We start from the raw sequence: 11,985 nt of genomic DNA, 5'->3' as shown, positions 1-11,985 counted from the left end.
CCTCCCCCCCCCCCCCCTCCCCCCCCCCCCCCCCCCCTCTCCCCCCCCCCCCCCCCCCTCCCCCCCCCCCCCCCCCCCCCCCAGGACCCGGAACGCCCTATCCCCAGATCGGCCAGAGTGCCGCGTGGCCGCTGCCGATGAGGGCGATGACGACCAGGCAGACGATCCACAACGCCGGATATTCCCAGCCGCCGCCCGCATTGGTGAACCAGAAACCATTCTTGCCGTGGACGAGCACGATCGTGCCCAGCATCAGCGGAATGAGCAGGATGGCCGCCAGCCGCGTGGCGACGGCGAAGATCAGGCCAAGCCCGCCGGCCGTTTCGGCGGCAATGGCGATCAAGCCGAAATAGCCGGGCACGCCGAGCGACTGGAAATAGTCGGTTGTGCCTTTCGGCGTGAAGACGGCGTATTTCAAATAGGCATGGGCAAGAAACAGGCCGCCGACGCTGACCCGAAGCAGCAGCGCGGCATAGTCGAAAGCGGTCATGTCCGTTCTCCCGATCGCGGACGCCGCCTTGGGGCACCCTGCCTTGCCGCGCCGCCAGCGAACAATAGACGACCGCCGCGTTGCTGTCGCCGCATGAGAATGGAAACAGACCGTCTGCGGTCGCGCTCAGTGCAGCACGAACTCCCCGTCCACCTTGCGCCATTCATTCGGCGCGATCAGCTTCTGGTGCGTGTAGACGACCGAATGCAGCGGCCCGTCGAGCTTCGCCCTCCAGAATTCGATGAAGCGGATCAATACCGGAAACTGCGGCGCCAGGTCGTAGTCCTGCCAGATGAAGCTCTGCAGGAGATGGGGATGGTCGGGAAAGTGATAAAGAATCTTGGCCGTGGTCAAGCCATAGCCCTTGAGCATCAGGTCCATTTCGGAATGGTCGCGCATGGCGGTCCCCAGGTTGAGTCTCCTTTCCTCCCAACGTCAGATTGTGCGCGCCGTTGCTTAACTGTCTATTGATTTTTCCTGATCGAAACAGGCTTTTCGATGCGAAAACATACAGTTAGCAGCGAACCGGTTCGAGTGCTGACAGCGCGTACGGGGCTCCCTGCGGCATCCCGCCGCGCGAATCCAACGTCTAATATTGCCGTTACGGCGGAACTGGTAATAATGCCGCCGAATTCGCGGCTGCGTCGCCGCGATCCCGCCGGCGTTTCAAGCCGGCGGATTGGTTCGGGAGGAAGATCAGGAATGTCCGAGGTTCATGTCCATCGCGTCCAGCCGGCGTGGAAGAAGAATGCGCTGATCGACAATGACACCTACCTGAAATGGTATGCCGACAGCATCAAGAACCCGGACAAATTCTGGGGCAAGCACGGCAAGCGCATCGACTGGTTCAAGCCCTTCAGCAAGGTCAAGAACACCTCCTTCGACGGCAAGGTCTCGATCAAGTGGTTCGAGGACGGGCTGACCAACGTCTCGTACAATTGCATCGACCGCCACCTGAAGAAGCGCGGCGACCAGACCGCCATCATCTGGGAAGGCGACAATCCCTACGACGACAAGAAGATCACCTACAACGAGCTGTACGAACATGTCTGCCGGCTCGCCAATGTGATGAAGAAGCACGGCGTCAAGAAAGGCGACCGCGTCACCATCTACATGCCGATGATCCCGGAAGCCGCCTATGCGATGCTGGCCTGCACACGCATCGGCGCCATCCATTCGATCGTCTTCGGCGGCTTCTCGCCGGACGCGCTGGCCGGCCGCATCGTCGACTGCGAATCGACCTTCGTCATCACCGCCGACGAGGGCTTGCGCGGCGGCAAGCCGATCCCGCTGAAGGAGAACACCGACAAGGCGATCGACATTGCCGCCAGACACCATGTGATGGTGAAGAACGTTGTCGTCGTGCGCCGCACCGGCGGCAAGATCGGCTGGGCGCCTGGCCGTGATGTCTGGTACCATGACGAAGTCGCGTCGGTGAAGGCCGAGTGCAAGCCCGAGAAGATGAAGGCGGAGGATCCGCTGTTCATCCTCTACACGTCCGGCTCGACCGGAAAGCCGAAGGGCGTGCTGCACACCACGGCCGGCTATCTCGTCTACGTATCGATGACGCACCAATATGTCTTCGACTACCATGATGGCGACATCTACTGGTGCACCGCCGATGTCGGCTGGGTCACCGGCCACAGCTACATCGTCTATGGCCCGCTCGCCAACGGCGCCACCACGCTGATGTTCGAAGGCGTGCCCAACTACCCGTCGCAGTCGCGCTTCTGGGAAGTCATCGACAAGCACAAGGTCAACATCTTCTACACCGCGCCGACGGCGCTGCGCGCGCTGATGGGGGCCGGCAACGACCCGGTGAAGAAGACCTCGCGCAAGTCGCTGCGCGTTCTCGGTTCGGTCGGCGAGCCGATCAATCCGGAAGCCTGGGAGTGGTATTTCAACGTCGTCGGCAATGCCAAGGTGCCGATCGTCGACACCTGGTGGCAGACCGAGACCGGCGGCATTCTGATCACCCCGCTGCCTGGCGCCACCGACCTCAAGCCAGGCTCGGCGACAAGGCCTTTCTTCGGCGTCAAGCCGCAGCTGGTCGACGGCGAAGGCAAGGTGCTGGAAGGAGCCGCGGACGGCAATCTCTGCATCACCGATTCGTGGCCGGGCCAGATGCGCACCGTCTATGGTGATCACGACCGCTTCGTGCAGACCTATTTCTCGACCTACAAGGGCAAGTACTTCACCGGCGACGGCTGCCGCCGCGACGCCGACGGCTACTACTGGATCACCGGCCGCGTTGACGACGTCATCAATGTCTCCGGCCACCGCATGGGCACGGCCGAAGTCGAATCGGCGCTGGTCAGCCATGAGAAGGTTTCCGAGGCCGCGGTCGTCGGCTACCCGCACGACATCAAGGGCCAGGGCATCTACAGCTACGTTACCTTGATGAAAGGGCAAGAGCCGACCGAGGACCTGCGCAAGGAACTTATCGCCCATGTCCGCAAGGAGATCGGCGCCATCGCTTCGCCGGACAAGATCCAGTTCGCGCCGGGCCTGCCCAAGACGCGATCTGGCAAGATCATGCGCCGCATCCTGCGCAAGATCGCCGAGGACGATTTTGCCGCGCTTGGCGACACCTCGACGCTGGCCGACCCGGCGGTCGTCGACGACCTCGTTGCCAACCGGCAGAACAAGAAGGGCTGATGCGGGAAGACGCCGCATTGGGCTCGGTCAGCCAGCTCTGGCGCTATCCGGCAAGTTCGCTCGCCGGCGAGCGCCGGGACGCCATCATGGTCGGACCGGCGGGCATGGCGGGCGACCGCATGTTCGGCCTCGTCGATACCTCGGACAACGAGATCGCCCGGCCGGACCGCGACGCGAAATGGCACAAAGTGCCGCGCATCCGAACCCGGCTGGCCAATGATCGCGACCTGGAGGTCGCCGTCCCTGACGGCGACTGGCTGGCCGCGCCAGGCACCGAATGCGACGGCGCCGTATCGGCCTATCTCGGCTTTGCCGCCTCGATCCGACCATTCAGCCGGGAGAATGCACCACCGGCCTATGCCGGTCCGGTCACGCAGGCGCGTTACACCAAGGCGCCGATCCACCTCTTGACCACGGCTTCGCTTGCGCGGCTGAAGGCGCTGCATCCGGATGGGGCGGCCGACGCGCGCCGCTTCCGCCCCAACATCGTCGTCGACATGGCGGCGATGGAAGGCTCGTTTCCCGAAACGGAATGGATCGGCCGCAAGCTCGCGATCGGCGACCTGCTCCTGACGATTTCCGAACCATGCCGCCGCTGCGGCTTCACCATCATCGCCCAGGACGGCTTCGACAACGATCCGGCGATCCTTCGCAACCTGGTTCGCCACAACGCCCACAATCTCGGCGTCTACTGCACGGTGGATCGGCCGGCCGGCATCAAGGTCGGCGACGCGATGCGCTTCCTGTAGCTACCGATATAAATCCGCCCGCGTCGGCGGCAGGCCGCTCGGCCCCCGCGCGCGCTTGGTGGCGACGGTCTGGAATATCTGCGCCGAGCCGCGATCGAAGGTGATCGAACAGCCGGTCAGGTAAAGCAGCCATAGCCGCGCCTTGGGCTCCCCGACCTCGGCGATCGCTTCGTCGAAACGGGCATGCAGGCGCTCGGCCCACAGCCTGCAGGTGCGGGCATAGTGCTCACGCAGATTCTCGACATCGGCGACGAGAAAGCCGTGCGCCTCGAGATTGCCTGTTGTCATGCCGATCGTGTCGACCTCGCCGCCGGGGAAGATGTATTTGATCAGCGCCTTGTATTCCGCGCCCTTGCGCAGCGTCTTCCGCGTTCCGCCCTTGCCGCGGCGTGTGATGGCGTGGTGCAGGTAGATGCCGCCCGGCTTCAACAGCCGATGGACGGTTGAGAAGTAAGTTGCGTGGTTGGCGAGACCGACGGCCTCGAACATGCCGATCGACGATATCTTGTCATAGCTGCCGTCGAGTTCGGTATAGGACTTGATGTCGATGGTGATCTTGTCCTCCAGCCCTTCTGCGCGGATGCGTTCGCGCGCCAGCCGGGTCTGTTCCTCGGACAGCGAGACACCATGGCCGATGGCGCCATAGTGCTTCGCGGCATGGATCAGCATCGCCCCCCAAGCCGCATCCGATGTCGAGCAGACGGTCGCCCGGCTTCAGCCGGAGCTTGCGGCAGATATGGTCGAGCTTGTCCTTCTGTGCCTGATCGATCCCATTGGCGAAATCGGTGAAATAGGCGCAGGTGTAGACCATGCGCTCGTCGAGGAAGAGCCGGTAGAATGCGTTCGAAATATCGTAGTGGTGTTCGATCGCCTGCTTGTTGGAACCGCTGACGAAGGGATTGCGGCCGGTCAGGTCGGCCCGTTTCGTCATTTGCCGTCGCGAGAACAGGACCGCGGGCAGGTCGCGCAGGATCGCCAGCTTCGGCAATGCCTTCAACCTCAGCTTTCCCTTCGAAGGCAAGGCGTAGAGATCGAACAGCGAGCCGTCCTCGACGTCGATCGTCCGGGAAATCCACATCTCCAGCAGCGTCGAGAAATTGGGCCGGCGGGCCAACTGCCAGACAATGTCCTGATCGTTGATGGCAAGCACCGGTCCCTCGGCGGGACCGATCCGTTCTCCGGTCCACAGGCGGACGGCAAAGCCCGGCTTCAGGGCCTCGATTACCGTTCGAACGATGCGCGCGGCTCTTTCGGTGGCATCCATGCTCGTTCCCCCGCGGCCCGATCTCACAATCTTGTCCGTTCGGGACGTGGATCGCAAGCCGAAGCACGCGGATCTGCCCGGGCGGGATTTTCCGGCAGGCGCCTTTTTCAGCATGGCACCTTGTCATTTGCTGCAACGCACCCCATCATGAGCATGTGTTCAACAAATCGAAAGGAGGTGATCCGATGTCGAGTGATTTCGTTTTCCAGAACGTGGCCTCAGCGGATTGCACTTTCGGGAAGCAGTCTTCCCGTTAAGGCGCGAGATGCGCGGCAGGTAACCCGAAGGGGTTGCCGCCACAGGCCGCGCCATGGACGGAAACACGGAAGGCCGCCGGCTTCGAAAGAAGCGGCGGCCTTTTCCTTTTGCGGATTACTGGGTCAGTGCGACCTTCTCGGTGTTGCGGATGATTTCCTGGAAGGCGGCGTCCAATTCCGCTCCGGTGGACACCTCGAAATAATGCCTGTCCGCGGCGGAAGCGTCTTTCGACGAACAGCCTTTCAGCACCGCCTTTGCCTGGTCCCGCTCGGTTGGCGACATGTCCTTGTCGTTCAGATCGAAGCCAATGGTGAAAATCTCGATGCCATCATTTTTCATGTTGCCGCACAGGGCCTCGGCGTTGCCACGTGCAAGGTTGCCCTGGCCGTTGTAGTTCCCCCCGGCTCCGGCGAAGGCGGTATTGAACTGGCCATCGGTCATCAGGATCGCGACCTTGGCAATTTTCTTTGCATTGGCATCCGAGGCGCCGTTGCCGAGACCGGCACTCTTGATCGCAGCCCGCCATTGCGGCGACAGCATGTAATAGGTCCACTGGATGGCGATCGCGCCGGCCGTATAACCACCGGCCCGGAAGGCCCCGATCGAATCAAGCAATGCGCCGGAATCAGCCGTCAGCGGGATCACTTCCGCGTCAGGGCATCTGTTCATGCTCCCGCCACCCAGATGATCATCCCGGTTGACCAGGGCATAGTAGTTCTTGCCGGTCTTGTCGGTGCGAACCGTGTCCGGGCCGTCGGCACTCAAATCCGCATTGCCGTTCTTGTCCTTCCTCTCCGTCGCGCAATTGTCGGTCTTCGGCATTGCCGCGCCAACAATGGATTTGTAGTCGCCGAAGGACGGCAATGTCGTCTTGCCCGTCTTTGCGACGAGAAGCGAACTGCCGGCGACCGGCGGCAGATCAGAGCTCGCCTGCTTCTCGGCGTAGACGTTTTCCGCCAGCTTGCCGACGTTTACGCCGGATGCGTAAGGCACGATCGCGACGCGGATGCGGGGGTTCTTCGGATCCTGGTTCTGGAGCATCGTCTGGACGGCGTTCTTCGCGGCTGCTTTCAGATCGCCGATCTTGTCGACATTGCCTCGTTTCGCCATCGATCCCGTTATGTCGAGCATCATGGCGACCTCGACCTGCTTGTCCGAATAAAGTGCTGTGGTGGAGGCGGCGACGCGCCGCATGTCACTGATGCCGAACAACGGAAAATATAGGCTGACATCGACATGCACATCCGCCTGCACGGTTCTGGCCGTCGGGTTGACGGTGAGCCTGTCCAGCACGACCTGGTCGGCCGACAGGATGCCGGCCATGCTGTTGGCGTCGAGAAAGGCTTGCACTGCCTTGTCGGCATCGGCTTCCTTGATGGCGCCGGTCGTCAGGTCGCGCGCCGTTGACGTCACCGCGGCGTCGACCACGCCCTGCAGGCTCGATCTGGCATTGTAGAGCTGCGCGACGTTGACCGAGAAGCCGGCGGCCAGCGCCAGGACCGAGGCAGCAAAGCCGAACAGGACCGTGAAATTTCCACCCCTATGTCTGGCGAACCCGCCGACCGCGTGGACAAGACCCCCGTAATTTCGCATCCAACAACCTCCGCATGCCTCGGCCTCGTCGCCGCGATGAGGGCAATGCAGGATTCCAGCCGGACGGCTCCAATTATGCCCCGGAGCGGATTGGCCGGTCTCAACCTGTTGTTTTTATTGGATTTCGATCCTTATAAAGGTGAACGATCGGTAAATAGGATCGCGCGACTTCGGTGGTGTTTACGGACCGCTTACCATGCCCGGATCAAAGCAACCACGCCGTGGTCGGCGCCGTCCTGTTGCGGCACAGCCCTTCTGTACCGAAGCGGATCACTGTCCCGATAATTGCGGACAGAAATGATGCGGCAGAGAACCGAGCTGCGTTGAGATTCAAGATCAGGCCGTTTGCAGGCCGGCATCGCCTGGATATCGATGCGGCTCAAGCCAGCATCTGTGCGCTGACCGTCCTGTCGACGCCGTGATGGGGCGGATTGAACAGCTTGCCTTCCTGTTCGTAGGTCCACACCTTGAACAGGGTGAGCCGGTGTGGGCCGAAGCTGTGCAGCAAAGGCACATCGGTGGCGTCGCGCCCGCGCGCGATGACGACGCGGCCGGTCCTGGGCCGGTTGTGGCGTGGATCGAACGTGTACCACTTGCCGTCGAGGAACACCTCCATCCAGGCCGAGAAATCCATCGGCGCCGGATCGATCGGCACGCCGATGTCACCGAGATAGCCGTTCACATAACGCGCCGGAATGTTCATGCAGCGGCAAAGCGTGATCGCCAGATGGGCGAAGTCACGGCAGACCCCGACCCGTTCCTCATTCGCCTGCGCCGCCGTGCGGGTCGAACGCGCGTAGCCGTAGCCGAACGACAGCCGGTTGTGGACATAATCGACGATCGCCTGCACTCGCGCCCAGCCGGGCGGAAGATGACCGAACAGTTGCCAGGCGAGGCTGCTGAGGTGATCTGTCTCGCAGTAGCGGCTGCCGAGGAGATAACCCAGCACCTCGTCGGGCAACTCGGCCACCGGCACTTCCCTGGCCAGCGTGTTGACTTCGTCCGTCTCGCCGCTGTCCTCGACGACCGCGTCATAGAGGATGCGAAACGTACCGGCAGGCGCGGTGAAGCGGCGGCAGCCATTGCCATGCAGGTCGTGATAGAGCCTGGTCGGCACCGCAGGCGAGGTCAGCACGCGCGTCTGTCGCTTGATGTCGGCTTGCCTGTCCTTGTGTATCTCCAGCAGCGAAATCACGGGAGTGGCCTCGGCGCATTCAATAGCGATTTCGTAGCCGAGCCGGATCAGCATCGCACGTCCCCTTCGATCGTCATGGAAAGCAATGTCGTTGAAACGTCGCAATGTGGCGGTGGTTCCCTGCACCGCCCCAAAATACGCCTCGCGCCTTTCCATGTCGGTGGCTTGACGTTACGGTTGGGCCCTCCCTCGACACGCTCCCCCGGACTTCAAGGAAAATCATGTTTTCTGGCAGAAAATTCGCCGCCTTCCTCTTCGACATGGACGGCACCCTCATCAATTCCATCGCCTCGGCGGAGCGGGTGTGGAGCGATTGGGCACGCCGCCATGGTCTTGACGTCGCCGCCTTCCTGCCGACGATCCATGGCGTGCGGGCGATCGAGACCATCACGAACCTCGCCCTTCCAGGCGTCGATCCGGCGCATGAGGCCGACCTGTTGCTGAAGGCCGAGGCCGACGATCTGGATGGCATTGTCCAGATCCCCGGCGCCGTGGCGTTTCTCAATGCGTTGCCGAGCGCAAGCTGGGCGATCGTAACCTCGGCCCCACGTTCCTTGGCGCTGGCGCGCATGAAGGCCGCCGGCATTCCGGTTCCCGCCGTCCTCGTCGCCGCGGAAGACGTTTCCCGCGGCAAGCCGGCGCCCGATTGCTTCCGGCTGGGAGCGGAACGGCTCGGCGTCGATGCGCGCGACTGCCTGGTGTTCGAGGATGCTCCGGCCGGCATCTCGGCAGCCGAGGCCGCGCAAGCCGCGGTCATGGTGATCAGCGCCACCCACGCGCATCCGTCGCCGACGCACCATGCAGCCATCGCCGGCTACGACGATATCGGCATCACGATCGACGAGCGCGGCTGGCTGGCGCTTGAGCGGCAGCGCAACGCCGCCTAAGCAGCACTGGCCAGGGTGTGTTGGGATTCAGGTCAGGCCGAGCCGAAAATGGAGGCTTCCGAGAACCGGAGCGGAGCGTACTTTTGGGTACGTGAGCACCGGAAGCGCAGGAAGCCGCCGTTTGCAGGTCGGCCTCACCTGAATATCAACGCACCCTAGAAGTCGCTGGTCAGGCCCTTGACCTCCCAGTCGCCATAGCGGCCAGGTTCCTTGCCGCCACGGCCGCCGATCTCCTTCGGCAGGGCGGCTTCTTTCTCGCGATATTCGGTGCGCCGGGCCTCGGCCTCGGCCAGTGCCCGCCGTGCGGCCGGCGTCAGCTCCTTCGGCAAGGCGTCGCCATCGGTTTCGGCGGGCGTTTTACTGGTTTCGTCGGTCATGCGATATTCCCCGCGGATTGAAACAGCGGCAGGTCTTTCCCATCATATAGCCATGAACCCAGGACGATCGACCTCTTTTTGCCATCACGACAGGAGCAGACGATGAACACTATCCGCACCGCCATGCTTCTTGCCGCGATGACGGCTCTGTTCATGGGCGTCGGCTTCCTGATCGGCGGTTCGGGCGGCATGATGATCGCGCTGCTGATCGCCGCCGGCACCAATCTGTTCAGCTACTGGAACGCCGACAAGATGGTGCTGTCGATGAACCGTGCCGTCGAGGTCGACGAGAAGAACGCACCGGAATATTACGCCATCGTCCAGGCGCTGGCCAAGCAGGCCGGGCTGCCGATGCCCAGGACCTATCTGATCGACAATCCGCAGCCGAACGCCTTCGCCACCGGCCGCAATCCGCAGAACGCGGCGGTCGCCGCCTCGACCGGCCTGTTGCAGCGACTGACCCATGAGGAGGTCGCGGCGGTCATGGCGCACGAGCTCGCCCATGTCCAGCACCGCGACACGCTGACCATGACCATCGTCGCCACCTTTGCCGGCGCCATCTCGATGCTGGGCAATTTCGCGTTTTTCCTCGGCGGCAATCGCGACAACAACAACCCGTTCGGCTTTGTCGGTGTGCTGGCGGCGATGATCGTGGCGCCCTTCGCCGCCATGATCGTGCAGATGGCGGTCAGCCGCACACGCGAATACGAGGCCGACCGGCGCGGCGCCGAAATCTGTGGACACCCGCTCTGGCTGGCATCCGCGCTTGACAAGATCGCCCGCGGCGCCGAACGCATTCCCAACCCCGATGCGGAGCGCAATCCGGCGATGGCGCATCTCTTCATCATCAATCCCCTGCATGGCGAGCGCATGGACAATCTGTTCTCCACCCACCCGAGCACCGAGAACCGCATCGCCGCGTTGCAGGAGATGGCGCGCGGGATGAGCGACGGTGCGGTACGCACCACCCAGCGTCAGGCGCCGGTTCCATCGCCAGCCGACGAACAGCAGTCGGCCGGCCCCTGGGGCAGGCCGGCCGCTGCCGAACCGCCGGCTGAACCGGCCAGGCCGAAACCGAATCCATGGGGTCGCAACCCGACCGGGCCCAAAGGCCGGTGGTCGTGAGCGTGGCAGGCAGAACACCTCGGCGCACAGGCTCAGGCGATCAGGACCACAAGGACGGCGGCGAATTCGTCGCCGGTCTAGCCGCCCGCAAGGCGGCGGCACGGCTGCTTGCCGCCGTCATCGACGCAAGGACGCCGCTCGACGGCTTGACCGACCACGAAAACGGCCATCCGCAATACAGGGCGCTCGACCTGCGTGACCGTGGCCTGGTGCGCGCCATCCTGGTCACCGCGCTGCGCTACCGCATGACCATCACCGGGTTGCTGGCAAGGCGCCTGGAAAAGCCGCTGCCGCCCAATGCCACCGCTTTGTCGCACATACTGCATGTGGCGGCGGCACAGATCCTGTTCCTCGACATTCCCGACAGCGCCGCCGTCGACCTCGCGGTCACCCACGCCAAGTCCGATCCGCGCACGCAGCGTTTTTCCGGCCTGGTCAATGGCGTGCTGCGCACGCTGGCTAGAGCCAAGGAAACCGAACTGCCGGCCGCCCTTGCCGCCACGGACGAAGCGCCGAAATGGTTTTCCGACCGCCTGCAGGCCGCTTATGGCGCGGACAAGACCCGACAGATCCTGGCGGCGCATCGCCATGAGGCGCCCGTCGATTTCTCGGTCAAGGCCGATCCCGAACTGTGGGCCGAAAGGCTTGGTGGGATCGTGCTGCCGACCGGCACGGTGCGCGTGGAAAACCTTGTCGGCGCGGTCACCGACCTGCCGGGTTTCGCCGAAGGCGCCTGGTGGGTACAGGACGCGGCGGCCAGTCTGCCGGCAAAACTGTTCGGCGATGCCAGGGGATTGCGTGTGGCCGATCTCTGCGCGGCGCCCGGCGGCAAGACCGCCCAGTTGATCCTGGCCGGCGCCAGGGTCACCGCCGTCGACACCTCGAAGAACCGGCTGGCGCGGCTGGCGCAGAATCTCGATCGCCTCGGCCTCACGGCCGACATCGTCCAGGCCGACCTGCTCGAATACGAGCCGGCGGAGCTATTCGACGCTGTGCTCCTCGACGCGCCCTGTTCGTCGACCGGCACGGTGCGCCGACACCCCGACGTGCCGTGGACCAAGACCATGGCCGATGTCGAAAAGCTCGCCGACCTGCAACGCAGGCTGCTCACCCGCGCCGTCACCCTGGTTAAGCCCGGTGGCAGGATCGTCTTTTCCAACTGTTCGCTCGACCCGCTCGAAGGCGAGGATCTTTATCGCGCTTTCCTCAAGCGATCGCCTGATGTCGTCGACGATCCGCTGCATCAGGGCGAGATCGCCAGCATCGATTCGTTCCTGACGAAACAAGGCACGCTGCGCACCACGCCAGCCGACCTCGATCTCGGCGCGCCGGAGCGCTCCGGCCTGGATGGCTTCTTCGCAGCCCGCATGCGGCGCGCTGGCTGAATAT

The 11,985-nt window shown here is 63.5% G+C and carries 10 protein-coding genes and 1 pseudogene; 5 read left to right on the top strand and 6 right to left on the bottom strand.

The features are described 5' to 3' along the window. Positions 1 to 97 precede the first annotated feature (97 nt). A complete protein-coding gene (locus tag AC07SZ_RS17870) occupies positions 98 to 490 on the bottom strand; it encodes a DoxX family protein (RefSeq protein WP_494915284.1) in 393 nt (130 codons plus the stop codon). A 126-nt stretch (positions 491 to 616) separates the two neighbouring features. Continuing rightward, the gene (locus tag AC07SZ_RS17865) at positions 617 to 889 is read right to left on the bottom strand and encodes an usg protein (RefSeq protein WP_056575079.1); all 273 of its coding nucleotides are present in this window, start codon (positions 887 to 889) and stop codon (positions 617 to 619) included. 303 nt (positions 890 to 1,192) lie between these two features. Here AC07SZ_RS17865 and acs point away from each other — a divergent pair, with 303 nt between their 5' ends. Continuing rightward, positions 1,193 to 3,148 carry an acetate--CoA ligase gene (gene acs, locus AC07SZ_RS17860; RefSeq protein ID WP_494915282.1) on the top strand — a complete coding sequence of 652 codons (1,956 nt, stop codon included), beginning with the start codon at positions 1,193 to 1,195 and terminating at the stop codon, positions 3,146 to 3,148. Beyond that, positions 3,148 to 3,897 carry an MOSC domain-containing protein gene (locus AC07SZ_RS17855; protein WP_056575073.1) on the top strand — a complete coding sequence of 250 codons (750 nt, stop codon included), beginning with the start codon at positions 3,148 to 3,150 and terminating at the stop codon, positions 3,895 to 3,897. The genes acs and AC07SZ_RS17855 overlap by 1 nt, the downstream gene beginning before the upstream one ends. Here the strand turns inward: AC07SZ_RS17855 and AC07SZ_RS17850 are convergent. The 3 genes and pseudogenes from AC07SZ_RS17850 to AC07SZ_RS17840 form a co-directional block, all read right to left on the bottom strand. Beyond that, positions 3,898 to 5,161: pseudogene (locus AC07SZ_RS17850) on the bottom strand (class I SAM-dependent methyltransferase). Between the two features lie 372 nt (positions 5,162 to 5,533). Then, on the bottom strand, positions 5,534 to 7,012 hold the full coding sequence (locus AC07SZ_RS17845) for a TadE/TadG family type IV pilus assembly protein (protein ID WP_494915281.1): 1,479 nt from the start codon (positions 7,010 to 7,012) through the stop codon (positions 5,534 to 5,536). Positions 7,013 to 7,391: 379 nt separating this feature from the next. Beyond that, on the bottom strand, positions 7,392 to 8,261 hold the full coding sequence (locus AC07SZ_RS17840; RefSeq protein WP_494915280.1) for a transglutaminase-like domain-containing protein: 870 nt from the start codon (positions 8,259 to 8,261) through the stop codon (positions 7,392 to 7,394). A 167-nt stretch (positions 8,262 to 8,428) separates the two neighbouring features. On the opposite strand from AC07SZ_RS17840, the gene AC07SZ_RS17835 reads away from it, so the two are divergent. After that, on the top strand, positions 8,429 to 9,094 hold the full coding sequence (locus AC07SZ_RS17835; RefSeq protein WP_056575045.1) for an HAD-IA family hydrolase: 666 nt from the start codon (positions 8,429 to 8,431) through the stop codon (positions 9,092 to 9,094). A 155-nt stretch (positions 9,095 to 9,249) separates the two neighbouring features. On the opposite strand, the gene AC07SZ_RS17830 is transcribed toward AC07SZ_RS17835, so the two are convergent. Then, complete coding sequence (locus AC07SZ_RS17830) at positions 9,250 to 9,471, bottom strand: DUF1674 domain-containing protein (RefSeq protein ID WP_056575042.1); 222 nt, start codon at positions 9,469 to 9,471, stop codon at positions 9,250 to 9,252. A gap of 102 nt (positions 9,472 to 9,573) precedes the next feature. Between AC07SZ_RS17830 and htpX the strand changes: the two genes are divergently transcribed. After that, positions 9,574 to 10,596, top strand: coding sequence for a zinc metalloprotease HtpX (gene htpX, locus AC07SZ_RS17825; RefSeq protein WP_494915278.1), 1,023 nt, complete (start codon positions 9,574 to 9,576; stop codon positions 10,594 to 10,596). Next, the gene (locus AC07SZ_RS17820; protein WP_494915277.1) at positions 10,593 to 11,981 is read left to right on the top strand and encodes an RsmB/NOP family class I SAM-dependent RNA methyltransferase; all 1,389 of its coding nucleotides are present in this window, start codon (positions 10,593 to 10,595) and stop codon (positions 11,979 to 11,981) included. Before htpX ends, AC07SZ_RS17820 begins: the two co-directional genes overlap by 4 nt. Positions 11,982 to 11,985: the final 4 nt, after the last annotated feature.

It is taken from the genome of Mesorhizobium sp. GW821-FHT07A06 (assembly GCF_059419085.1).
The sequence above is the reverse complement of the archived record's forward strand: the minus strand, read 5'-3'. Positions and strand labels throughout refer to the sequence as shown.